Source organism: Candidatus Krumholzibacteriia bacterium (assembly GCA_030748535.1).
GTDB lineage: Bacteria > Krumholzibacteriota > Krumholzibacteriia > JACNKJ01 > JACNKJ01 > JASMLU01.
The window spans coordinates 24,077-48,750 of sequence record JASMLU010000009.1; the positions used below are offsets into that span (position 1 = coordinate 24,077).

General features: G+C 58.2%; 20 protein-coding genes. 6 read left to right on the plus strand and 14 right to left on the minus strand.

The genetic code is table 11. The features are described from left to right. Positions 1-7: 7 nt before the first annotated feature. Genes QGH30_08085 through QGH30_08115 form a run of 7 tightly spaced genes read right to left on the minus strand, consistent with a single transcriptional unit; the run spans position 8 to position 10,472 of the window. Positions 8-1,501, minus strand: a complete 1,494-nt coding sequence (locus tag QGH30_08085; protein ID MDP7022294.1) for a hypothetical protein — start codon at positions 1,499-1,501, stop codon at positions 8-10. Beyond that, positions 1,498-2,397, minus strand: coding sequence for a hypothetical protein (locus tag QGH30_08090; GenBank protein MDP7022295.1), 900 nt, complete (start codon positions 2,395-2,397; stop codon positions 1,498-1,500). The genes QGH30_08085 and QGH30_08090 overlap by 4 nt, the downstream gene beginning before the upstream one ends. A gap of 13 nt (positions 2,398-2,410) precedes the next feature. Then, positions 2,411-3,535, minus strand: coding sequence for a poly-gamma-glutamate system protein (gene pgsW, locus QGH30_08095; protein ID MDP7022296.1), 1,125 nt, complete (start codon positions 3,533-3,535; stop codon positions 2,411-2,413). Beyond that, the gene (gene pgsC, locus QGH30_08100; GenBank protein ID MDP7022297.1) at positions 3,519-3,989 is read right to left on the minus strand and encodes a poly-gamma-glutamate biosynthesis protein PgsC; all 471 of its coding nucleotides are present in this window, start codon (positions 3,987-3,989) and stop codon (positions 3,519-3,521) included. Before pgsC ends, pgsW begins: the two co-directional genes overlap by 17 nt. Further along, complete coding sequence (pgsB, locus tag QGH30_08105) at positions 3,986-5,149, minus strand: poly-gamma-glutamate synthase PgsB (GenBank protein MDP7022298.1); 1,164 nt, start codon at positions 5,147-5,149, stop codon at positions 3,986-3,988. Before pgsB ends, pgsC begins: the two co-directional genes overlap by 4 nt. Positions 5,150-5,157: 8 nt before the next feature. Beyond that, positions 5,158-8,853: a C25 family cysteine peptidase gene (locus tag QGH30_08110; GenBank protein ID MDP7022299.1), complete on the minus strand. Its 3,696-nt coding sequence runs from the start codon at positions 8,851-8,853 to the stop codon at positions 5,158-5,160. Next, on the minus strand, positions 8,850-10,472 hold the full coding sequence (locus QGH30_08115; protein MDP7022300.1) for a right-handed parallel beta-helix repeat-containing protein: 1,623 nt from the start codon (positions 10,470-10,472) through the stop codon (positions 8,850-8,852). The genes QGH30_08110 and QGH30_08115 overlap by 4 nt, the downstream gene beginning before the upstream one ends. Before the next feature lie 188 nt (positions 10,473-10,660). On the opposite strand from QGH30_08115, the gene QGH30_08120 reads away from it, so the two are divergent. Continuing rightward, a complete protein-coding gene (locus QGH30_08120; protein MDP7022301.1) occupies positions 10,661-15,469 on the plus strand; it encodes a C25 family cysteine peptidase in 4,809 nt (1,602 codons plus the stop codon). Between the two features lie 105 nt (positions 15,470-15,574). Continuing rightward, positions 15,575-16,414, plus strand: a complete 840-nt coding sequence (locus QGH30_08125) for a hypothetical protein (protein ID MDP7022302.1) — start codon at positions 15,575-15,577, stop codon at positions 16,412-16,414. Here QGH30_08125 and QGH30_08130 read toward each other — a convergent pair. Next, positions 16,398-17,561: an amidohydrolase gene (locus tag QGH30_08130; protein MDP7022303.1), complete on the minus strand. Its 1,164-nt coding sequence runs from the start codon at positions 17,559-17,561 to the stop codon at positions 16,398-16,400. The two genes, QGH30_08125 and QGH30_08130, sit on opposite strands and share 17 nt — an antisense overlap. Beyond that, positions 17,558-18,388, minus strand: a complete 831-nt coding sequence (locus tag QGH30_08135; protein ID MDP7022304.1) for an ABC transporter substrate-binding protein — start codon at positions 18,386-18,388, stop codon at positions 17,558-17,560. Before QGH30_08135 ends, QGH30_08130 begins: the two co-directional genes overlap by 4 nt. Before the next feature lie 114 nt (positions 18,389-18,502). On the opposite strand from QGH30_08135, the gene QGH30_08140 reads away from it, so the two are divergent. The 4 genes from QGH30_08140 to QGH30_08155 are packed head-to-tail and all read left to right on the plus strand — an operon-like array spanning position 18,503 to position 20,677. After that, complete coding sequence (locus QGH30_08140; GenBank protein MDP7022305.1) at positions 18,503-18,817, plus strand: Rieske 2Fe-2S domain-containing protein; 315 nt, start codon at positions 18,503-18,505, stop codon at positions 18,815-18,817. A 14-nt stretch (positions 18,818-18,831) separates the two neighbouring features. Then, entirely contained in the window at positions 18,832-19,497 is a 666-nt protein-coding gene (gene elbB, locus QGH30_08145) for an isoprenoid biosynthesis glyoxalase ElbB (protein ID MDP7022306.1), read from the plus strand. Beyond that, on the plus strand, positions 19,494-20,129 hold the full coding sequence (locus QGH30_08150) for an O-methyltransferase (protein ID MDP7022307.1): 636 nt from the start codon (positions 19,494-19,496) through the stop codon (positions 20,127-20,129). Before elbB ends, QGH30_08150 begins: the two co-directional genes overlap by 4 nt. Beyond that, positions 20,126-20,677, plus strand: a complete 552-nt coding sequence (locus tag QGH30_08155) for a carbonic anhydrase (GenBank protein MDP7022308.1) — start codon at positions 20,126-20,128, stop codon at positions 20,675-20,677. The genes QGH30_08150 and QGH30_08155 overlap by 4 nt, the downstream gene beginning before the upstream one ends. Here QGH30_08155 and QGH30_08160 read toward each other — a convergent pair. The 5 genes from QGH30_08160 to QGH30_08180 all read right to left on the minus strand — a co-directional run bounded on the left by QGH30_08160 (position 20,674) and on the right by QGH30_08180 (position 24,223). Continuing rightward, positions 20,674-20,799 carry a hypothetical protein gene (locus QGH30_08160; GenBank protein ID MDP7022309.1) on the minus strand — a complete coding sequence of 42 codons (126 nt, stop codon included), beginning with the start codon at positions 20,797-20,799 and terminating at the stop codon, positions 20,674-20,676. The two genes, QGH30_08155 and QGH30_08160, sit on opposite strands and share 4 nt — an antisense overlap. Before the next feature lie 118 nt (positions 20,800-20,917). Beyond that, positions 20,918-21,475 (minus strand): cbb3-type cytochrome c oxidase N-terminal domain-containing protein, encoded by a 558-nt coding sequence (locus tag QGH30_08165; GenBank protein MDP7022310.1) that lies wholly within the window; start codon positions 21,473-21,475, stop codon positions 20,918-20,920. Then, positions 21,468-21,662: a hypothetical protein gene (locus QGH30_08170; protein ID MDP7022311.1), complete on the minus strand. Its 195-nt coding sequence runs from the start codon at positions 21,660-21,662 to the stop codon at positions 21,468-21,470. The genes QGH30_08165 and QGH30_08170 overlap by 8 nt, the downstream gene beginning before the upstream one ends. Next, positions 21,662-24,025: a cytochrome-c oxidase, cbb3-type subunit I gene (gene ccoN, locus QGH30_08175; GenBank protein MDP7022312.1), complete on the minus strand. Its 2,364-nt coding sequence runs from the start codon at positions 24,023-24,025 to the stop codon at positions 21,662-21,664. The genes QGH30_08170 and ccoN overlap by 1 nt, the downstream gene beginning before the upstream one ends. A gap of 39 nt (positions 24,026-24,064) precedes the next feature. After that, positions 24,065-24,223: a hypothetical protein gene (locus QGH30_08180; protein MDP7022313.1), complete on the minus strand. Its 159-nt coding sequence runs from the start codon at positions 24,221-24,223 to the stop codon at positions 24,065-24,067. Positions 24,224-24,674 lie beyond the last annotated feature (451 nt).

Here is a 24,674-nt window from a genome sequence, read left to right on the forward strand (position 1 = left end):
TCGTCCTTTAGAGGTCGAAGTTCAGGCCCATCCAGCAACGGGCATTGTCGTAATCCATTCCCTCGGAGATGTCTCCCGTGTAGGGGGAGTTCACCGTCCGATGGGTAAAGTCTGCTCCCAGTTTTGCGCCCAGACCCTTTCGGATCTTTTTGCTGAACTGGACTCTTAGGGTCGTGTAAACATCTTCGCGTCCCACATGGAAAGGGTCGTCCCAAAGGAGCTTGGGCGATGTGAAACGCGCAATTCTGCGGGTGATGCGGAAGGACAGGGAATCGAAGTAAGGGAGGCCCGGCTTCCAGCTTGCCTCCAACTGAAAACGGTTCTGGTCATAGGAATTGTCGTTGTCGTTGCCGGTCTCCGGCGTTTCCCCCACCATGTCGTAACGACGGGCTGTTGCGCGATTGAAACCATACTCCGGGGTCAGGCTCCATTTTTTGGACGGCTTCCAGTACAGGGTGATGCGCCCCCCGAGGTCATCGAGATCCTGTTCAATGTAAGGCTGGTTGTAATAGCGAAGCCCCCGGAAAACCCGGAAGGTTGCCGACACTTTCTTCGAGAAACGATGCCGGTAGTAGAGGTTGAAGTTGTTGCTCGTAAAGCGGAAAGGTACCCACTGCAGAGGTGAATCCGAAGGATCCGTGGGGGGGCGGTCGGTCAGGTGCCGGATGTATTTCTGCGGCGTGTAGTCGTAGCTCAGTTCCAGACTTCGGCCACCCGGGAAATACTGACGAAGGTAGAGGTACCAGGTCTCGTTCGACTTGATCGGATTGTGCAGATAGCGGTTCCGCTTGAACTTGAAACGAAAGCGGCTCTTGTTTTTCCCAAAGAACTTGCGATCCCAGCTCATGTCCAGCGCAGGAGTCATGATGAGGTCGTCATAGCTCTTGAGCGCATACTTCCAGGGCGCGGTTCCCTCGACGAACTCAATCACCAGATCGTCCGAATAGTGGATGATGTTGTCGTCGTAGGTGAAATCAAGGGAGCCTTTTTTCTTGAGCTTCCAGTCGCTGAGAAGCCGGCGAAGCGGGGAAATCAGCGGCTTCGGAAAAGGCTGTTCCGGTCCATCATAGTCCAGAGTGAAGAGCAGCCCGGCATCGCCATGAATCTCCAGAGTGAAAATCCCCTGGGGGATTTCCACTTCGATTTTCTTGCCGGAACTGGGGAAGCCGGCAACGCCCTCGGCAAAACGGTCCTTCTTCGTGGTCTTGAACTTGTGCTTCCAGTTCAGACCTTCGGGCAGGCCTGAAATGGACCACTCCGCCCGGCTCGCCTTCATTTCTGCCAGATGAAGCTTCGCAAAGCCCCTGATTCTTCCCGGCCCCTCAAGGGGAATTAAAAGCGGGCCTTCGCTCAAGGAGAGGTAGGTCTTCGCCTTCTTGCCGCGAAACACCTCCAGCGTGGGGGCTTCTCCGGAACTACGGAGAGGGTAGGCATGAAGTCCCGCCACAAATAACAGAGCCAGAAGCAGTGGCAGGCGGATGCGACAAAAAGCAAGATTCATCGGGATCCCTTCAGATCTGCTTCCGGAATCCGGATGCGAGCCGCCACACCGCAATGATCCGGCCCGGTGCAGTGGATTTCGTAACGATGAAGCCCTTCGGGAACCGACAGCCTCAGTTTCTTTCGCTCTCCGGGAAGAATCTCCGGGTTTTCCAGGTAGGAGGCCGAACTCAGTTTCTTCGTGTGATAGAAGAAGCCGGGAAGGCTTTCCCCGTCCTGCAGTATTTGCAGTTCGTAAGCCGTGGAACCGCTCATCTGTTGCTCGAAGTCCAGACGGGTGTTGATCTGAAGCGTCGTGGGACCGATGACCTCGAAGCGCAGGGGCTTGTCTGCGTTGAAGTGGTAGTAGGTGCTGGTTCGCCCGCTTTCAAACTGAAGTCGCCAGACCTTGTCGAACACTTCCGGCGCGAAGCTGACATAAGTTGGGCCCTTGCCGGAACTTTCCCGAAAGAGCCGCAGGGCAACCTGCCCGGCGATTTCGCCTGCGGGGAGAACTTCCAGCTCGTGCTGCCCCGTGGGAATGTCCAGATAGAGCTTGCGAAGGGCGCCCACCTCTCCTTCGCCCTCACAGAGGGCAAGGTTGGGAAGTGCGTTCGCACGAAAGAGGCGGCGAACTTCTTCCTGTCCGTCAAGGAAGACCCGAAGACCGTAGCGGGGGTCTTCCGGATCGCCCTCATGAAAGAGATACCGGGAAACCAGCTTGATGCGTTTCGGGCCCCGGAGCTTCAGGCGAAGCGGCTTGTCAGAATCCAGCACTCGGTAGGATAGCTCTTCGGAGCCTACGCGCAGGCAGACCTTCCCGCCGCCACCGCGGGTTTTCAGACTTTTCCAACTGGCACTTGCAGGGCCTGACATAGTCAGACCTGCGGCCAGAAGGATGAGGATTGCCCGAGTCATCATTCCCCCCTCATTACACCGTGTCCCCGTCCACTTTTCCCCGCCAACGCTCGAAGAGCCCCCTGCGGGCCTCCGGAGCGAGAACCAGTGTGCAGACCAGAGCATAGAGAACAAAAAAGAGTAGGGCCAAGTCAAGTCGGTAGCTGTCTTTCATGAAAACATTTCCGCTGCCCGGCTCCGGCATTTCTTCCGGGGCATAGGGAAGCCCCGCCAGATTCGCCAGGATCGACAGGTTCAAAAGCTGAAGAACCGGGATCCCTTTCTCGCTCATCAGGATCAGGCAGCCCTTTCGTGGCCAGTTACTCGGCTCCAGCTCAAAGCTGAGTCCTGCGGGAAGCAGGTTCCGGTTCTGGCTGCTTCCCAGGCTCGCCAGCCCTCCGCCGACATTGACATAGGCCTTGTAGGCCCGGCCCCGGCCTTCACTTTCGTAGAAAGTCATCCTCCGGGTGATTGCCTCTTCCAGGTTTGCCGAAGAGAGGAGGGGGAGCTGGTTTCTCGCGGCGGTTTCTGCAATCAGCTCTCGCCCGCGCGGGCTGAGACCGCGCCCCATGTCATCGCCACCACCATAACTCGCGGCGGCGGAGCGAAAACCGAAGAGCTTTTTATTGTAAAAGAGCTTTTCCATGTCCAGCCAGGTGAAGTCGGGGTTGGTGGCTCCCCAGTTGGAGGCACCCACGGAGGTGACAATCACCGGTCGAAGCCCCATGACCTCAATCGCCGCGTAAACGGCAATGTTCATTCCGGGAAAGGAGCCGCTGATGGCAATGGCGATCGGGTCCCCGTCCTTGAGCCGGGCTTTCCGCAACTCTTCGACGACATAGGCCGCGAAATTCGGGTTCAGGCTGGTAAGTTTACTCTCCAGGTTTCCGTAGGAGTTGGTAATCAGGCTGGTCTCCGGCCCGATCAATCCAGTTCCGGAAGGGTCGTTGGTCAGGTCAAGCTGCGCGTCTTCCATTCCCCGGTGCTTTTTCACGGATTCAAAAGCCCGTTTTGCCAGCCTTGCCGCCTCCATCTTGAGCTCATAGTCGCTCTGGCGAACCGGCCTTCGGGTCAGTTCCATGACTCCCTGAAGGCCCACCGCCAGAATGGCGAGTGCCAGAAGAACCATCTTGCGACGACGATCAGAACGCCAACTCAAGGGCACCTCCCCCTTGCGCGATAATCAGCGCAAGCCTTACGAGAAAGGAGGCCACCAAGAGAGTGCTCAGGGTTTCCAGAACACCCTGTCGGAACATCCAGTAGGCGAGGAGTCCGGGAATGATGTAGCCGATGGACTGAAGAACGCTCAGGTCTAGTGCGCCACCGAGCATGGTATTGAGAATCAGCAGATAGCGCGTTGCCCCGCCAAAGAGGAAGCCAAGCAGGACGCAGAAGACCAGGGTTCTTCGACCATAAAGAAGGATGAAACGGCTGAGAAGCTGGACAGAGGCAAAGGTGAGGAGCGATGCGAAGACGGTTCCCAGAAGTCGAAGCGGTTGGTCGAGATAAAGCGCGAAGTAGCCCGGAACAATCAGGCCTCCAGCCGCAAGGCCCAGAACCTCCGAGAAGATCAGGCTGACCACTAGACCCAGACCAATGGACTGATAGATCATGCCGCCCTTCCTTTTTCCAAGAGGCTCATCAGTTCCACGCCCGCGCCGCCGATATTGCCGATTCCCACAACCCGCGAGCGGGGGGGCGACCACTGAAGCACTTGCGACCAGACTTCCTCCGCAGACCTTCCCCCGAGATCCAGAATCTTCTCGCTATCAATCCTGCGTCGCCGGAGCATTTCAGAAAAGACCGCCGTTTGCTCCCCGATCAGGAGATAGCGATCTGCCCGGATCTCCCGCCCGAAGAGGGGGGCGAGATCCCGACTCCGGCGCATCCGGTCTGCCCGGATGTTGATGATCGCCAGAGTTTCTTCCTCGCGCTCTCCGAGCCGCAGGTGTTCCCAGAGGAAAACCGTAGACTCGGGGTCGTTTGCCGCAAAGAGATTCAGAAACTCGATCTCGCGATTCCCTTCCTTGAGAAGAAGAGGAATCAAGGCACCTGGATCCGGCTGCAACTTCCGCATGGAAGCAAGGGCCGTATCTCGGTCCACACCGAGATCCTGACAGACATCGAGAGCCAGAGCCAGATTGTCGGGCAGTTCCACATAGGAAAAGCCCTGCAGGTCTTCCCCTGACACGCTCTTTGAGTCGGCCGAGCGGAAAGAGGTCTTTCTGTCTCGGGAAACCTCTTCAAAGTGAGCCTCGAAGCGTTCTTCACAGGCAAAGAGTTTTGCCCGACGCGGAATCGTGTTGGAGAGGCTTTCGGCGACATTTTCCACGCGAGGGCCCATGGCCTCCAGATGGTCAGGACGCACATTGGTGATCACTCCGTGCGTGGCGTGGACAATGTGCTGTTCGCTGGTCCACTGCAGATCCGGGCGCACGGCCATGCATTCGAGAACCAGCGCATCCGCCCCTTCTTTGCGAGCCTGCCGGAAAACGGACAACTGCTCGCGGATATTCGGCCCACCGCGTCGGCGAATGGCTTCTTCCTCTCCGTCCACATGGATCATGCGGGCCGCAGACCCGGTGGTCTTGGCAAAGACCTTCATTCCGCCACCGCGAAGCCCCGCAGCAATCAGGCGCGTAACGGAACTTTTTCCCCGGCTCCCGTTCACATGGATGCGCACGGGAATCCCCTGCCGCACCCTACGGTGACGGCCGGTTTCCCAGAGCCCTGCAGCGAGCAGGAGCGCAAAGAGAAAGAAGATCAGTTCCACCCGCCCTCCTAGCGGACCACCACCAGCTTCCTGCTGCTTGTCTTGCCTGCGGAAGCCAGGCGGCAGAAATACAAGCCGCTGGCCACCGGATGTCCGGCATCATTTCGTCCGTCCCAGATTACAGAACGCTCTCCCTCCGGCAGTTCCCCCTTCTCCAGAAGGCGAACCCGGCGACCCGAGGGATCGTAGATGGCAACGCTGGCTTCGGCACTGCGGTCCAGGCTGAAGGAAATCAGGGATTCCCGAACCATGGGATTGGGGGTGCAGGATGAAATTCTAAAGCCCGGGCTCTCGAAATTACCCTGAAGCCCCAGATCACTTTCCTGTCCGAAGGGATGTAGAGCGACAATGCGATAGCCTTCTCCGGGAGTTTCATCGAGAAGCTCCCGCACGGAGGAGGGCAGTTCAGCGAGAAGTTCCTCTTCGCCGGATTCCGTCTGGCGATAGACTTTCCATCCATTCACCGGACGCGTGTCCTCGATGTTCCATTGCAGGAAGAGGGCATCATCCGTCGCCGTGGCCGAGAAATCCGAGAGCCTCAGTGGATCCCGCACCGGGTCGTCAGTAGAGAGCTTCAGGGCCAGGCCGGCTCCCAGGGGCGCCGAGCCGGGGGCATAGTGATTCGCGTAGCAGTACTGGATCCCCGTGCTCTCGTCCGGACTTTCCATCCCAACGCTCGAATAGTTGCGGAGGTAGTCATTGTCGGTAATCTGGCGATAGAGGAAGAGAATCTCCCCGTCGCCGCTTTCGCTGCTGGAGACCGCAGGGTCGAGAAGCTGCAACTGGAAGGTCTGGAAGGCCTCAATCTCACTGCGATAGTGGCGCATCTGGCTCCACTCAATCACATAGGCTCCGCTCTCTGTGTCGTGAAGCGCGTAAACCCCGTCGTGGAACTCGTGGTCGGTCACGCTGGTGTCCGGATCCACGGTAAAGTTGTCCCAGAAGGGTGCGATCAGCGAGTGGTTGCCGTGGCGATTGGGAATCGGCCAGTTGTAGAAGTCGACATTGACCGGACTGCTTCCCTCCATGGCATCGCTCAAGTCGAAGGAAATCCAGCCATTGTCGCTTACCCGAATCTGGGAGAAAAGCTCTCCATAGTAAGGGAAGTCGAAGGGAAGATCCAGAAGAGGGGTGTCACCCTCGAAAGTAAAGGAAATCGCTTCGCCCGAACCTCCGTAGCGAGGGCTCAGGGGCTTCCAGGAATAGACGGGCCTTTCTGCCGGATAATCGAAGTCCGCGCTGTCGTAAATGTAGTAGCCATAGTTGTCGGGTCCGACCGGCGCGCCCGCATCCATTTCACCGACAAGCAGCGTGAAGGAACTGGACAGCTCGTAGCCTTCTGCGCTCAGGAAATCCAGGCGGAAGGAAAGTCCGCTTCCTTCAGCAGCCGTTTCATCAAGGCTCAGTTGGAAGGGCTCTTCGGAGTTGCTTGCCGTTCCGCCGGACGGAAGTGCGGCGAAGCTGGCACTACCCTGATCCAGGCTGGCACCTTCGCTGAGAAGGTTGAGCGTGGCGGTTCCGCCGGCCGTGCCACCGCTTCCGGTGTTGGAAAGCGTGAGAACCAGGTCCAGGCTCTCTCCCGGCGACGCGACACCGTCATCGGAGGCCTGGATGTCCGCGACTTCCAGAACCGGAGCGCTGACCCCCAGTTCCAGATAATCCGAGAGAGCGCTCCCGGAAACCTCAAAGAGCAGGCGGGTTTCGTCGGCGGCTCCTGCGTCCAGGGTCCAGGCAAAGTCCGAGAGACTCCAGGCGGAGCTTCCCGCCGGGATGGCTTCCACAGAAACACTGCCCGTGTCGATTTCCACGAAGGGGCTGTTGCAGGAGAGGAGCAGGCTGCCGGTCTCACTGTCCTGCGTTCCCCGGTTTTCCAGCTTCACGGAAAGACTGTTCAGGCTGCCCGGGCTCACCGGATCGGAACTGGCGGCGTAGTCATCCAGAACCAGCAGCTCCTCGGCTACCTCGGTCTGCAAGTCCAGAATCGTGGGCGCAAAGCCCGGGGCCGTGACGGTCAAAATCAGTTCGTCGCCCGCTTCCGGACTGTCGGTTTCCAATACCAGGAGACCGGATTCATCGGAAAAGCCGGAGCTGATCAAACGATCGGAGGTGCTCAGGGCGATTCGAACGCCCTCTAGCGGCGTGCCGGATTGCGAGACGCCAATTACCAGGCTCTCACTGCCCTCACCAAGAACACTCGGGCAGGTCACCGTCATTGAGACCGGAGCCTGTCTCCAGTAATTCAACTCCGGGTCGCCGAGAAGGTTGTAGATATGAAAGTAAAACTCCACGGATTCCTCGTCGCCGTCCTCATGCATCTCATGGGGGAAGTAGTCCATGAAACGCAGCTTGCCGGCAAGAAGCAGGCTGCCGAGATCGCTGGAGGCTGGTTCCACAATCTTCTCGTAAACCGAGATCGCCATGGCATCGTTGAAGCGCGTGTGGCTCCAGTGTTCCCCGTTGCCGATAAAGGCGACGGCTCCCTTGGCCTCTTCCGGGCTTCCCTGTCGCAGGAACACTTCCCCGAAGCAGGGCTCGTCGTCGGAAAAGTCCCCGTTGAGGCAGACGAAACTCATGACCACGGGGTTCATCGCGCCCGTTTCCACTCCGGGAATGTCATCGACCGTGAAGTGGGGTGGCTCCCAGCCCGCGGTTCCATAGGCCCAGCCACGGTAGGTGACGATAGAGCAGCCCGTCTCCAGTGCGGAGTCCACGAAATAGACTCCATTGAACATGGGCGGGAAGAAGACAGTTTCCGCAGGGTCAAAGCCGATACTCTCCAACTGTTCACCGCAGAAGGTCACAGTGCTGATCGGAGTGTGCGAACCGTAGTTGCCGGCCACCATCAGTGAGCGGGTGAACCAGTCCGTGTTGTCCGTGTAGGGCTGGCTTTCATAGGCCACGGTCTTGTGAATCACGGCTTCTGCCTCATAGGCGCTTTCCACGGAGATTCTGCCGAGAAGCAGATCCGGTAACCAGTCCTCACCATCGAGGTGTGAGTAAGGAAGATCGGTCACATTGCCGCTGAAATCCCAGGAGGGAATGCGGTCCACATCGCCGAGCAGGAGCAGGTATTCCGGCGGGTTTTCCCAACTATCGTAGGCGTTTTGCAGCCATGCGAGAATCTGCTCATTGGAAGTTCCGGTGCTGTTCGTGTCCACCAGCACGGTTTCCAGCCCCTTCTGCCGCTTCCAGCGCAGCAGGGGACCTGCGGCCTCGACAAAATCCGGGGCAGCGATAATGACATAAGACCCGTTTTCCTCACTCCGATATTCTTCCGGCAGGCCGCTGACCGAGTCAGACAGGATGCGGTCAAAGGAGCGGGACGAGGAGGAAGACTGCCAATGTCCGTCATGCTGGACGGAGATCTCCAGCAGCCCGGGGCTCGCATCATGGATCCCGAATGTCAGGGTTTTTCGCCCCCTGATCGACTGCAGGGAGCCGAATTGTTCCAGCTTCGCCTGCCCGCGCCGAAGAGACAGCTCCGCGATTCGGGTGTTTCCAGGAAGAAGCAAACGCTGAACCAGGGGTCCGCTACTTCGATCGGCCGGGATGTCAAAAGTCAGGATACTTTGATCCGCAAGAACTTCCTCGTGGACCAGGGGGGAGCAGAGCGCCTGCTGATCGGCCGCAAGCCCGGCGACCGAGAAGGTCGCCAGGGCCAGCAGTCCGGTTCCAAGAGCAGACGCGAAACGCGTACGCCTCATTTTATCAGTATCATCCGCCTCGATTGCTCAAGACCCAATGCCTTGAGCGTGTAAAAGTACACACCACTCGGGACAAGTTGTCCGGACTCGTCCAGACCATTCCAGTCCACGCGGTGGTTGCCCGCGGGAAGGGATCCGGGAGAGAGATCCTTCACCAGTCTTCCGGCGATGTCATGAATCCGGAGACTAGCATGTCCTTGAGTGTCGAGAACGAAAAAGATACCGGTTTTTGGATTAAACGGGTTGGGAGCATTGCCGAGAAGTCTGGCGGCGGAAAGAGGTCCTTCGACCACATCCACCGAACAATCTTCCGGTTCGCTTCCCAGAGTTACTTCACAGTCGTTGTTGGCGGCCGCACAGGGGCTGTCGGCCTGAAGGTTGTACTCCACGCCCTCGGTACCGCAGAAGAGGGGGTCGGAGGAGAAGTTGCTTCCTCCGTCCGTTCCGCAGACGGCGTCGCCGCCGGGGTTTCCGTAGATATCGTTACAGCTGAGCAGGGGCGTCGAGCCGTAGAGGCAGGAGACGCCAAGCCCATTGTCCGCAAAGGCTATAATGGAGCGATAGATCGAGGGTGCCGCGTCGAACTGGCTGGCGATCCCGCCTCCGGTTCCTCCGCTTCCTGTAGAATTGCCCACGATCGTGCAGTAGGAAATTGAGGGAGCGGGCGTGAAGGAAGCATCAATGCCGCCACCCTCACCCCAGGCGCCAGGGACGCTGTTGCCAGTGATCAGGCAGCCGTCGATATCCGGGTTGGACTGGTTTGTGGAAATACCGCCGCCCACCGAGAAGTCATTGGAGGCGACATTGTTGAGAATCTTGCAGTTCTGTAGAAATCCCCCGGACTGGTCCAGGTAGGCAATTCCCCCTCCATATCCGAGAGAGAGGTTTCCGCTGATTTCCGTATCCGAAATCTGGGGGCTGGAGTTCATGACCGCCACGCCGCCGCCGGCCCCAAAGGCCGCGTTGATCGTATTGTCCGCGATTACGCAGTTCTCGACGACCGGGTTGCTCAGGTTGCGGATAATCAGTCCCGCACCGCTGGGCGCCTCGTTGTTGGAGATGTTGCAATTACGGACAATGGGGCTGCTTCCCTCTTCCACGGCCAGGCCGCCGCCCTGCTTGGCGGCGTTGAAGACCATGTCCGTGTCCTCAATTATAGGATGAGAGTCGTAGATACAGATGATGCCGCCATCGAGGTTCTCGAAGATCTTTACATCGCGAATCTCGACATCGTTGCCCACATGGCGAAGCAGGATCCCGGCGCCGTAGATTTCCGCAAAGGCGCCGGTAACCTGAAGGTTCTCAATGCGGCAATTCGAGACATTTTCCACGAAGATGCCTCTTCCGAGTCCCGCCACATCGATGATCGTGGCATCGGGACCGGAACCACGCAGGATTACGCCGGACTTCATGATGACACAGGCGAGTGCATCACCGTCAGTGGGATGGGTGCAGTCGCCATAGGTGCCGGGGGCCACCTCTACGGTGTCTCCTGCGGCACAGGCCTGTACGGCATCATGGATCAGGGTGTAATCACCGGGGACGTGAATTACACCGGCACTGACCGAAAGGACAGTTGCCAGAAGGAATAAGGCGGACAGCCCGAGTCTGCTCTTCATGCTCGTTCTCCCTGTTGCTCGTAAATGAGGTTTGGTCTTGAAAGCTCTCTATTGTAGCACAAAAGACCGCTGAATCCCAACAGGGACGCAGGTATGGGCGATTCTTTCGAGCTTCCGATTCCCAATCCCCCCAGCCTGTGGTATAATGATGAGCGTCGATACTCAAGTCTGCAACACCGGAGGACCCCATGGTCAGGAAACTCGGGCACTTCCTGCTCGGTATTATCATTGTGGCAATCCCCAGCCACGCGATTGAAACCCGGAACATTCTTCTTGAAGGCGAAGGAAAGGGACCGGTTCAGGTTCAGATTCTCGAGCGCAGTGAAGAAGGGCTCCGGATTGAGTTTGTTCTTCCCTCTCTTCAGGAAGAAGTTCTGGAGATCCAGGGAGAAGAGTACCGCCACTACTCCTTTGACGGAGCCAATGTGGACGGGATTCCCGGGCAGGCCGCACTGCCGATAATGACCCAGTTGGTCGCAGTCCCCGAAGGCAGGGGCCTGAGACTGAGAAGCATCTCCGAAAGCGTGGAGCTTGTGGGCCAGGGAAGACTGCTTCCCCTTCAGGCAGAAGGTGCGGAGAACTTTGAGGTGGACGGCGACTACTATGGTTCCCGTTCCTCAGGCACACAGGCGGGTCTGGAACTCGGCGAGCCGGCTGTGCTTCGAGACCTGCGAGTGGTTCCCCTGAGCTTCCAGCCCCTGAGCTACGACCCCTCCAGCGGTGAAATTCGTGTCACCTCCCGGATCGAAGTGGAGTTGGAGTTTCAGGGCCTTGACTCCCGGGCAGAGGTTCCGGTTCATCGCAATTTCATCCCGGAGTCCTTCGCAAACCTGTATCGCACGACCGTTCTGAACAGCGACCGCCTTCTTGACGGCGTGGAAGAGGGACCGGGAACCTATCTGATGGTCCACGCCAACAGCTCAGCGGTTCTGACTCGCATCCAGCCACTGATCGAATGGCGTCAGAAGCAGGGCTACAATGTGGAAGTCGTGTCCACGGCCCAGACGGGCAGCAGCGCGAGCAGCATCAAGAACTACATCCAGGATGTTTACGACAACAACGCCGTTCCCCTGGAGTTCGTGGTTCTCATTGGTGATGCCAATGGTTCCTTCCCGGTTGCCACCTGGTTTGAGGGTCTTTCCGGCTACGGCGGCGAAGGTGATCACTACTACTGCAACCTTGCCGGCAATGATGTCCTTGCCGATATCCACATTGGAAGACTGTCTTTTACCAGCACAGGATCACTGGAAGACATCATCGACAAGATCATGTCCTATGAAACCGACCCCTACATGGCGAGCACGACCTGGTTTGACCGGGCCGTGCTCTGCGGAGATCCCGGCTCTTCGGGAATCACCTGTATCTATGTGCACCAGTGGGCGCGGGATGAACTGCTGGAGGAAGGCTATTCCGATATCGACTCCATCTGGGGCGGCAACTTCCCAAGCCAGTTGACCAGCAACCTGAATCAGGGAGAGAGCTTCTTCTCCTATCGCGGCTACTGGAACATGAGCGGTTTCTCCACGGGTCACATTTCTGCGCTGAGCAACGGGACCAAACTTCCCTTTGCCGTGGTGATCACCTGTGACACCGGTTCTTTCAGCAGCGGAACCTCCCGGTCCGAGGCCTTCCTTCGAGCTCCCAACGGTGGGGCTATCGGTTGTATCGGGACAGCGACCATTGGAACCCACACCCGCTTCAACAACTGCATGTTCAACGGGATCGCTCACGGCTTCCTGAACTCCGGCGACTACCGAATGGGTCCTGCCCTGACCCGCGGAAAGCTGGAGATGTACAACAACTACCAGCTTTCCCAGCCCAGCAAGGTGGAGATCTGGTCCGTGTGGAACAACCTGATGGGAGATCCGGCTGTGGAGATCTTTACGGCCGAGCCTCAGGTGCTTTCCGTAAACCACCCCGGCAGTTTGCCCACAGGGGCGAATTCCGTACCCGTAACCGTCTTTGACTCCGGGATGCCTGTGAAAAACGCACGGGTCGCCCTGTTCAAGAATGGCGAAGTCCGGTCCACGGGCTGGACAAACTCCAGCGGGCAAGTGCTTCTCGGATTCGAGGGAGCCAGTGCGGGAGAGATGTTTGTCACCGTGACCGGGCACAACCTCTATCCCTACCAGGGAAGCCTGAGTCTGGAAAGCCAGTCGATCTTTGTGGGCCTTGAGTCCACGGACATCGACGACGACAACTCCGGGCAGAGTCAGGGAAACAACGACGGTCAGGTGAACCCGGGAGAAACCCTGGAACTCAGCCTGACCCTGAAGAACATGGGTTCTTCCACGGCCAGCAATGTCTCGGCAACGCTGTCCAGCTCCGACTCCTTTGCGAGCATCCTGTCAGGCTCCGCCAACTGCGGAGACATTCCGGCAGGTGCTAGCGTTCAGGCCGACTTCCTCGTGGAAGTGGGTTCCTACGCGCCGGATGCGCATGACATCGGGCTCAGCCTTCTGGTCCAGTCCGGATTCCAGACTTGGACATCGCTGGTAGCCTTGCCCGTAATGAGCGCCGAGTTTGAAGTGATCGCTTCCGGCTTCACCGGACCGGGCGAAGATCTGGATCCCGGAGAGAGCGGCGATTTCTTCGTGGAGCTTTACAATTCAGGCTCCGTTCCCAGTGGGACAATCACCGCAACACTGAGCACCGAGAGCCCCTGGGTGGGAATCTCCGACTCTCAGGCTGTGATTCCCTCGGTCAACCCCGGCGAGTCGGAATCCAATTCCGGTGACGGCTTTACGATCAGCATCGCAGACGAGTGCTTCGGTGGCCACCTGGCGGCCTTTGCCCTGACCCTGCAATACAGCAACGGGGCAACGGAAGTCGTGGAGCATGTCGAGCAGGTGGGAAGCGCCAGTTCGAATGAGCCGACCGGGCCGGACAGCTACGGCTACTACGCCTTCGACAACAGTGACACCAACTACCTCTATGCGCCGACCTACGGATGGGTGGAACTGAGTCCAGGTGCCGGTGGACCGGGAACAGACCTCAACCTGTCGGACAATGGCTGGGAGCAGGACGACACAAAGGTGGTGAACCTGCCCTTCGGTTTCCAGTACTACGGCGAGACCTTCAACCAGATCTCCGTGTGTTCGAACGGCTGGATGACGATGGGTACCACCTCGCTGGTGCATTACCGGAACTGGAACATTCCCAGTGCGGGAAGCCCGGAGAACCTGATTGCGCCCTTCTGGGACAACCTTTACCAGTCGGGCACCTACAGCGATGTCTACACCTGGTACGACACGGACAACCACCGTTTTGTCATTGAGTGGAACTCGCTTCGCAATGACTGGAACAACAGTTACGAGACCTTTGAGGTTTTCCTCTACGATCCCGCTAACTACGAGACGGCCACCGGCGACGGACGCATCGTTTTCCAGTATGCAACCGTGAGCAATGTGGACAGCGAAAACGGCTATGCGACGGTCGGGATCCAGAATGGAGACAACACCGATGGTGTTCTCTACACTTACTGGAACCAGTACGCGCCGGGTGCGTCCACGATCGCCAGCGGTCGGGCCATCGCCTTCGAGCCGATTTCCTCCATGGAGTTGGGCTACCTGGGAGGCGTGGTCACCAACGCCACTGCGGACACGCCGCTTCCGGGTTGTGAGATCTATCTCCCGGAAACCGGCCGCACACTCTACAGCGGCGATGATGGCGCCTACTGGGGTAGCGTGGAAGCGGGAACCTATACCGTGGTTGCGCGCCACTATAGTTTCGAGCCGGACACGACCTACGGTGTGGATGTGTCCATCGGGGAGACCGTGAACCGGAACTTCTCCCTGAACGATATTCTGGGACCGCGCATCGAGAACACCACGGTGTATCCCTACACACCGGACACCGCGGGCCCCTATGTCATTCAATCCAATGTGACCGATTATTCCGATGTGGCCTCAGCGAACCTGACCTACACGGTTCTTGGCCAGGGGGTTCCGGTCACTCTTCCCATGACTTCTGCCGGTGGCGGAGGCCTTGTGGAGGCATCGATTCCCGGTCAAAGCGAGGGCAGCCGGATTTCCTACTGGATTAATGCCTGGGACGAGGCGGGCAACGAGTCCGCTGATCCTGCAGGCGCCCCGGGCGATGCCTATGTCTTCTGGGTGACCACGCAGGTGGATGTCTTTGCCGATGACATGGAAAGCGACCAAGGCTGGAGTGTGGGAGATGCCGGCGACGACGCAGAGACCGGGATCTGGACCCGCGTGGACCCCAACGCTACCTGGTATGGCAGCGAGCAGGTCAACCCCGAAGACGATGCAACGGACGCCCCGGGCGTTCTCTGCTGGATCACGGGCGACGACGCTGCGGGTGCAAACCAGGGTGCTGCTGACGTGGATGGCGGCAAGACCACGCTCTTTAGCCCCGTCCTTGATCTCACGGATCTCAGCAATGTGGCCCTGAGCTATCGTCGCTGGTATACCAACGACACGGGCAATGCTCCCGGAGAGGATTACTGGGTGGTTCAGGTCACCGATGATGGAAGTAACTGGGTGACGCTGGAAGATACCAACGCCAGTGACCGGAGCTGGGCCTACAAGAGCTTCACTCTCGAGGACTACATTGACATGACCGCCAATGTTCGCCTGCGATTTATCGCATCGGACGAGGGCTCCGGCTCCGTGGTTGAGGCAGGCGTGGATGAGTTCTACCTTGTGGGCTTCGAGGTTCCCGATGTTACCGACGGTGCGGACTCATCGGTACCGCTCCGCACGGTACTGCTTCCCAACACGCCCAACCCCTTTAATCCGAAGACAGAGATTCGCTTCGGGCTGGAGTCGGAGGGTCCGGTGGAACTGGATATCTTCGATGCCAGCGGTCGCCGCATCACCCGTCTTGTGGATCACAGGATGGACGCGGGCTTCCACTCCGTTCAGTGGGATGGACGAAACAGTGAGGGCCGATCCGTCAGTTCCGGGCTCTACTTCTACTCACTGAAGACACAGACCGAACGCCTGCAAGGCAAGATGACGCTCCTCAAATAGTCGTCAAGGAATGCCCCCCTCCTTCGGGAGGGGGGCTTTTTTGTGCGCAGGACTTGACCCTGCATTCCACAGAGGGGATAGTGTTGCGTCCCCACGGAGGTTCTCATGAAAAGATTCGGGCTTCTTCTCCTTCTCCCCTTCCTTTTTGCCTGCGAGCAGACCGCTCTTCAGGAGTACCGGGCTGGCGAGTCTTCGCTTTCCCTGGACATCGGCTTCTATCGCTCGGTCAGCAAGAAGACCGGAAAGCGTCTGGGCAAGGCCGAGTACTTTTCGCCGGGGGAGAAGTCCCGGGTACACGGAATCGTCGATTTTTCAGGGCTTGAGGAGGGTCGTACTCATTCGATTCACCTGGTCTGGCTTCGTCCCGATGAGCACGAGATGTTCCGTCGTTATGCCGAGGTGATAATTGAGAATGACGGCGATTCCCGCCGCCATGTGATTCACTGGAAAAAGGCCGAGGACCTCAACTCATTCAAGGAGGAGATCCAGGGCGGCGACCAGTTATCCCTGCAAAGCAAGCTGAATATCGCGGCGGAAAAAGAGCGTGAGATTGGTCGCTACACTTTCCGCATCTATTTCAACCGGGAATTAATGGCAGAAAAGAACTTCCAGCTTTTGGAATCCGCCATCGAGCTGTCCGATGGCTCAGAAAATCCCGACGCCAACTTCTCGATGAAAAAGAAGTCCTCTCTGTCCGCACGGGCTTTTGCGGGCGGGCTTCTTCCCGGCGAGACCTATCGTGCTGAACTGCAGTGGAGGAAGCCGGGCGGCAAGAAGCTCTATTCCAAAGAATACGAAGTCCTGGCCGACGAGGACGGCGTGGTCATGGTCGAGGGAAGCCTGAATACTTCCCTGAAGAAGAAGCGCAAGCCTGGCGACTACTCACTTCGTTTTGTCCTGGAAGGGAGCCGGCTCACAGAGAAAGAGTTTACCCTGACCCGCTGAGGATCTTCTCCGTAAGTCCGATCAGCATTTCTGCACCGGTTTCCAGCGCACGCTCATCGAGGTCAAAGGAGGGGTGATGGTGGGGCGCGTCAAAACCCCCTGAGCCGGAGCCGACAAAAAAGTAACAACCCGGGACGAGCTTGAGAATGTCCGCCATATCTTCGCCACCCAAGGTCTTCCCGCCTTCAAGCAATCGGTCTTCCCCGACGACATCGCGCGCCACCTGTCGAACTTGCTCGCAGGCTTCTTCCTGATTGACCAGAGGGATGTTGGTCCGCAGGTATTCCAGTTCATAGCTGCAGGCGTGCGCCTTCAGGGTTCCCTGAATCACTTCCTCGATCTGGCCGGGAATCGTTTCCCATACATCAGAATCAAGACAGCGAACCGTCCCGGATAGCTGGACTTCTTCGGGAATGATGTTGAAGGAAGTCCCGCCCTGAAACTTACCCACGGTCAGGGCGACCGCTTTCAGGGGATCGCTCCTTCGGCTGACAATCTGCTGAAGGGCGCAGACCAGTGCCGAGGAGGCCAGAATCGGGTCAACGCACTCATGGGGGGCGGCGGCGTGTCCCCCCTTGCCCTTCACCTTGATGTGAAACTCATCGACACTGGCCATGACGGCTCCTGCGGCCACCCCCACCGTCCCCACCGGCATCTGGCTCCAGTAATGAAGGCCAAAGGCGATGTCCGGCCGGGGATTTTCCAGAGCGCCATCAGCGATCATGGCCGGCGCTCCGCCCAAGCCTTCTTCTGCGGGCTGAAAGAGTGCGCGGACAGAGCCGTGCAGAGTCTCCCGGTTTCTTTGCAGGTAGTTCAAGACCACAAGAAGCGTGGCCGTGTGCCCGTCATGTCCACAGGCGTGCATGATACCCGGATGAGTGGAACCGTAGTCCCTTCCCGCTACTTCCTGAATCGGGAGAGCATCCATGTCGGCTCGCAAGAGCAGCAGAGGCCCGGGCTTTTCTCCCTGGATGTGGGCGACGACTCCGGTCTTGCCTACTTCGCCGCGACACTCGATATTCTCATTATGAAGGGTGTCGAGAACCAGTTCAGCAGTCATCGTTTCCTGAAAGCCCAGTTCCGGAAAACGGTGGATCTGTCGCCTCAGGCGTCGAAGCTCTTTGCGGTCTTTTTCACTGAGTTTCACCCGATGAACTCCACTTCGATAGGCTGGGGCAGATAGCCCTCTTTGTGCGCGCGATCCAGGAAGAGACGGATCGACTCCCGCCCGCGCTTGCCGTAGTCCAGCGTCAGTTCGTTGACATACATACCCACAAACTCGTCGGCCATGTCGCGATCCAGTCCGCGTCCGAAGTCCAGAGCGTAGTCCACCGCTTCCTTCCGGTGCTCCAGGCTGTAGGCGATGCTGTTACGAAGGATGACATTCAGCTCCTCCATGCGCTCGCGCCCGAGATCCCGTCGCACGGCGTTTCCCCCCAGAGGAAGGGGAAGACCTCCGGTTTCATCACCCCACCAAATCCCGAGATCCAGAAGCAGTTGCAGCCCGTCGCGCTCGTAGGTGAGTTGTCCTTCGTGAATGATCAGCCCGGCTTCGAAGCGCCCATCCACGATGGCTTCGATGATCTCGTCAAAGGGAAGCACCTCATGTTCAAAGGGACCTATGGCCATTTGAAGGGCCAGGAAGGCGCTGGTCAGGGTTCCAGGGATGGCGATGGTTTTCGATTTCACCGTTTCCAGATCCAGGCCGGGGCGAGCCACGAGCATGGGACCGTAACCGTCTCCCATGCTGGCCCCGCTGGAAAGGAGCCCATAGTGTTCCTGAAGGTAGGCAAAGGCGTGAATCGAGACGGCCGAGATGTGCAGTTCCTGCTTCAGGCAGCGCCGATTCAGGCTTTCAATGTCCTGCAGAATGTGTGTGAAGCGATAGGGCCCGCTGTCCACAAGACCCTTGGCAAGTCCGTAGAACATAAAAGCATCATCGGGATCCGGGCTGTGGGCGAGCTGTATTTCCATCTTGTCCATTTTCACTCCTTGGGATGCACCTTGGATAACAAAGGAGAGCCGGTCCTGCAAGGGCTTCCCATTGCATCCGGGATCTGCTATTCATATTCGTACACGGAGGTATTTGTGAGCGAAAAGGATCTTCTTCTGGTTTGCGAAATGGAGGATCTGCCCGCCGGTGAAGCGAGAGGTTTCATCGTGGACGGCTTTACCCTGGTTTTGGTGAACACGGGAGACGCAGTTTACGCCCTGGAGGACTCCTGTCCCCATCAGGGCGCCCTCTTGTCTGAAGGTGAAGTGAGCGACACCCATCTCTGCTGTCATGAGCACGGTTGGGTTGTGGACCTTCTGAGTGGCGCCGTTCAGGAGCGGGGCTGGACCCAGGTTGCGAGTTTTCCCGTGGAAATACAGAACGGGAAGGTCTTTGTCCAACTGGCCTGACAAAGGAGGCCCTCATGTCAAAGGTAGGAGTTCTGCTTTCAGGGTGCGGCGTTTACGATGGCGCCGAAATCCACGAGTCCGTCATTACCCTGCTGGCCCTGGATCGGGCCGGCGCCGATGTGCTGATGGTTGCTCCCGATGTGGAACTGGAGGTGGTGGACCACCTCAGTGGCGAACAGAGCGGCGAGCGTCGCAATGTCCTGAAAGAGTCGGCCCGTATTGCCCGCGGGGAAATCAAGGCCCTGCGCGATCTCTCGGCAGATGACATTGACGCTCTGATTCTTCCCGGGGGCTTTGGCGCCGCCAAGAATCTCAGCGATTTTGCCACTCGGGGAGCCGAGGCGGTCGCCATTCCTGAAGTGGCCCGCATTCTTCGAGAGATGCGAGCAGCGGGGAAGCCTATCGGCGCAATCTGTATTGCCCCCTCAGTTCTGGCCGCCGCACTGGGCGAAGACGAGCCCGGCCTAAAGCTGACGATCGGAAACGATGAAGCCACGGCAGGGGTCCTGGAGGAATTGGGCGCCTCGCATGAAAACTGCGAAGTGCATCGTTTTGTCGTCGATGAAGAAAGAAAAATCGTAAGCACGCCCGCCTATATGTTGGCCGAACGCATCAGTGAGGCAGCAGAAGGAATCGAGCGTTTGGTGGTGGAAGTACTTCGACTGGTGGTTTCTGAATGAGTATCCACTCAAAGCCCCTAAGCGACTACCTTCAGGGTCTAGCCCTGCGCGACGAAGATCCGATTCTTGCGGAAATGCACGCACTGGCCAGGGAGAAAGGCTTTCCCATCATCGGCCCGGAGGTCGGTCGCTTTCTCTTTCAGTTGGCATCGCTTATGGGCGCGCAAAGGATTTTCGAACTGGGTTCCGGTTTTGGCTACTCGGCACTCTGGTTTTCCCGAGCCTTGCCCGAAAATGGCGAAATCTATCTGACCGACGGCGATCCCGAAAACACGAAGCTCTCGAAGGAATTTCTGGCGCGCGCCGGACAGGCGGAGAAGGCCACTTTTCTTGGCGGCTACGCCCAGGATCTTCTCCAGGTGACTCCGGGTCTCTTTGACATTGTCTTCTGCGACATTGACAAGGAGCAGTACCCGGAAATCCCCGATCTTCTGGGAAACCACCTGCGCGTAGGCGGCGCTCTGGTAATCGACAACCTGATCTGGGGAGGCGATGTGGCTGACCCGCAGAACCGGGAAATCAGTACCCAAGGCATCCGGGCCTTTACCGACAGGATCTGGAACAGCCCGGATTACCTCTGCAGCCTTCTTCCCATCCGCGATGGAGTGGGCCTTTGTCTGAGGTTGCGATGAATCCGGAAGAAACCCTGGCATTCATTCTGGACGGGAACGCTCGCTTTGCCCGGGGGGAAAGCAAACACCCACCTTCCCGCCAGGCGCTGGAACTGGATCAGAAGCCCCTTGCCGTGGTTCTCGGTTGTTCTGACTCCCGGGTTCCCCCGGAGCGGGTCTTCGACTGCGCCCCCGGCGATCTCTTTGTGGTTCGCGTGGCGGGGAACATTCTGGATGATGTGGTTCTCGGGAGCATCGAGTATGCCGCAGGGTATCTGGGCGTCTCCCTGATTCTCGTTCTCGGACACTCTTCCTGCGGTGCCGTGGCCGCCGCCCGGACAGGTCACGGAGAAGGGAACCTTTCCTTTATTGTAGGGGAGATCGAACCCGCGCTTGATGAGTTGCGGGAGGAAGAGCACGCGGCAGAAAAGGCCAATGCGCGCCGCTCCGCTCGGGGCCTGCCAAGCCAAAGCCCTCAAATCGAGCAGGCGATTTCATCCGGAAAACTCAAGGTGCAGGCGGCACTATTTGACCTGGAGACTGCACGGGTGGAACTGCTGGAACCCTAGGGAAGCAGCACTTCCGGCCGGTTCATTACCGCAATCACGACAAAGACAAGATCCAGAATCAGGAACAAGAGCAAGAGAAGCACGATCCAGATCCAGGGTCGCTCCCGAAGCCAGTTTTTCATCAGGGCCCCCTGAACTGAAGAACTACGTCACGGGACTTGCCGCTCAGGGAATTCCTGACATTGATTGTGTAGACCGTGTCAAGTTCCGGTCGCCTGAGTTTATTTCCCACAAAAACCCCTACTTCATCAACTCACCCTCTGCTGCCTTGCCCGGAATCTCCATGTTTTGAATACTGAGTAGGAAGGCGCTCAAGGCTTCCACACGGGTCGGGCCCAACTGGCTGCCCCAGGCCGCCATTCCCTTGGAGAGCACGCCCTCGGAGATCACGCGATGGATATCCGTGGGCTTGCCGCCGTGGATCCAATACTTGTCGGTGAGGTTGGGACCCACCAGTCCTTCGCCTTTCGTAGAGTGGCAGACCGCGCAGTACTGGGAATAGAGCTCAGCACCCAGGCTTACGGTTTCCGGAAGTTCCGCCATCAGGCGAAGGGACTCATCCGTGACTTCTTCCCCGGCGCTCTGGGCCAGAAGCATTTCCGTGGCGGCTTTCATTTCGTGCTCATACTTCTCGACCTGGAGATTTCCAATCCCGAAGGTGTGCATGAAGAGCCAGTAGGCCAGGGAGAAGACGACCGTTCCGTAGAGAATGGCAAGCCACCAGTTAGGCAGACGGTTGTCGTACTCCTGAATCCCGTCGTAGTCGTGATCTAAAATGACATCCTGTTTCTCAGTCATTCAGGCTACCTCCATTGGAATCATCCTCCAGGGGCAATGATGCGATGCGGTGAAGCTTGCCCTTGTCGCGCAGGCCCAGGAAGACCCAGACCAGCACGCCCAGAAAGACGAGCATAAACAGGCCGAAGGCCAGTTGCGGAAAGAGCATCAGGTCTGCGCGAGAGGCAAAGAACTCCTCTTTGAACATCAGTTTGCCTCCTGTGTTTCTTCCACTTCCGGTACGGGGGTGACATCGGCGGACAACTGGGGACCCCGACCAAGTCGCTGGAGGTAGGCAATCATGGCAACCATCTCGCTTTGCGGGTCGATCTCAACGCCCTGAGAGGCCAGGTCTTCTGTGATAATTTCGCCCTGACTGAGCAGGTAGTGTTCTGTGTTTCCGATATCCTCCATCGAGTAGGGAACACAGAGCTTGCGAAGCGCCTTCATACGGCCTGCCATCACGCGGGCAGAGACCTTGCGATCGAGCAGGTGATCGTAGTTGGGCATGTTCGAGCCCGGTGAAGTGTCCCGCGGGTTTTTCATGTGCAGGTAGTGCCAGAGGTTGGCATACTTCCCGCCCACTCGATGCAGGTCCGGGCCGGTCCGCTTCGAGCCCCACTGGAAGGGGTGGTCATAGCGGAACTCTTCGGCCCTGGAAAAATCTCCATAGCGAAGTGTCTCGTGGCGAAAGGGGCGAATCATCTGGCTGTGGCAGGAATAGCAGCCTTCCCGAATGTAGATGTCTCGCCCGGCCAGTTCCAGGGGGCTGTAGGGCTGCTGTGCCGTGGGGCTCTCCACCATGGTGCTGTCATTGAGAGCAACCATGGGAACCTCCGAGCGAATCATGACCATGGGAACAATCTCCACGACTCCACCAATGAGGATGGCTACGAGCGCGATAATCGTAAAGGCGAGAGGCTTGCCCTCCAGCATGCGATGCCAGCCGGGGCCCTCCCTCTTGCTGAGCCCAAAGCCCAGGATTGCGGCAATCAGAACCACGGTGCCTGTTGCCAGAACCGCTGCACTGGCGATCACGCCAGAGACTCCCAGCAGGACCGAGAGGACGATGATCAGGACGGAGTAAACCATCGGTGCGCCACGGAGGAGTTTCCAGGTGGAGACCGAGGGCTCTTTTTCCTGCACAGTTACTTCGACTTCCCCGTTGAAGGCTTTTCCACGGGCGACGGTCATGAAGACATTGACCATCATGATCAGGAAGCCGATCAGGTAAAGCGTTCCGCCAAAGAGGCGCATGCCGAAGAGGAAACGAAGGGAGCGAAGACCTTCGATGAAGTCCGGATATTTCAGGAAGCCGTCGGCACCGAGAGCGCCCCAGAAGAGACCGGTACTGACGCCGCCCACCCACATGGCAATTACATAGAGCAACATGCCCAGGGTGCCGATCCAGAAGTGAGCTTCTGCAAGCCCTTTGGAGTAGAGTTTCGTGTTCCAGAGCCTTGGAACCAGCCAGTAGAACATGCCGGCAATCAGGAACCCGTTCCAGCCCAGAGTGCCGCCATGGACATGGCCGATGATCCAGTCTGTGTAGTGCGCCAGGGCGTTGACACTCTTGATCGAAAGAAGGGGCCCCTCAAAGGTACTCATCCCGTAGAAGGTGATCGCCACCACGAAGAACTTGATGACAGGATCCGTGCGCAGCTTGTCCCAGGCTCCGCGCAGGGTGAGCAGTCCGTTGAGCATTCCTCCCCAGCTTGGCGCCCAGAGCATGATACTGAAGAGCATGCCCAGGGTTTGTGCCCAGTCTGGCAGGGCCGTGTACAAAAGGTGGTGGGGGCCGGCCCAGATGTAGACAAAAATCAGTGCCCAGAAATGAACGATGCTCAAGCGATAGGAGTAGACCGGTCGCTCTGCGGCCTTGGGCAGGAAGTAGTACATCAGGCCAAGAGCCGGCGTGGTCAGGAAGAAGCCAACTGTATTGTGCCCGTACCACCACTGAACCAGTGCGTCCTGAACTCCGGCAAAGAGCGGGTAGCTGTGGAGCCAGCTGGTTGGCAGGGCCAGATTGTTAACGAGGTAGAGAACGGCAATGGTGACCACCGTGGAAATGTAGAACCAGATGGCGACATAGAGGTTCTTCTCGTTTCGCTTGCCCAGAGTCCAGAAGAAGTTGACAGCAAAGACCCCCCAGACCACCACGACCGCCAGGTCAATGGGCCAGATCAGCTCAGCGTATTCCTTGCCCTGGCTTAGACCCAGCGGGAAGCTGATCGCAGCCGCTACGATAATGGCCTGCCAGCCCCAGAAGTGCAGCCAACTGAGAAAGTTGCTGGCCAGGCGGGTCTTCAGCAGTCGTTGCATCGAGTAGTAGATGCCAGCGAAGAGGGCATTCCCGACGAAGGCAAAAATCGCTGCGTTGGTGTGAAGGGGTCTCAGGCGACCGAAGCTCAACCAGCTGATGCCGAAGTTGGCCTGCCAGTAGGAAAGCTGGGCTGCGATGATGACTCCCACAAGCATTCCCACCACGCCGAAGATGACCGACGCAAGGGTGAAGGCCCGCACGATTCCGTCGTCGTAGACCACTGTGCGGGTCTGAACGGGGGCACTCATGAATTCTCCTTGGACTCGTTATTGGTGTGCTGCCCGGGCTCATCGTCCCGGGCAAGGGGCATCAAGCTCAATCGGTCGGCGTGCTCCGCGTCCCCTTCTTTCGGGGAGCGAAACAAGGGGATTGACCAGTCCCGCGATGCTCATGGCAACCGCGGCGAGATTGTAAACCGCGGCGAAGAGCAGGTTCAAGCGAATCATTCTTCGCAGGCTCAAGGCAGCTCTCAGCGCGCGCAAACAGGGCCGCGCGGTCTAGCGCAGAAGTTGCCGAAGCAAAGGCGGCATCGAAGGCCGGTGCATCGTTCAGTCCGTCACCGACCATGATCGTGTCATCGCGTCAAAGTTCCCGAACCCGCCGGGCTTTTTCTTCCGGGCTGAGTTCTCCCTCGGCACAGACTCCGGGAATCCCCAGCCTCTGGCTCATGGCTCCCTTGCGCCTGTTCAAGCAAGGGCAGGGTAGTTCGTGAAGCTCCCAAAGTCAATCCGGCTACAGCATAAGCCCACTGTTATCAATGGTTTGTAGAAATAAGGATATGATTGTCCTGAACTGCGCCTACCAGAATACCAGTTCTCCGATTCTCCAGTGGGAGACCCATCCCGAAAAGAGCCAGAAACTCGAAGGGCAGGGATTCGGCGCCGAGATTGGGAGTGC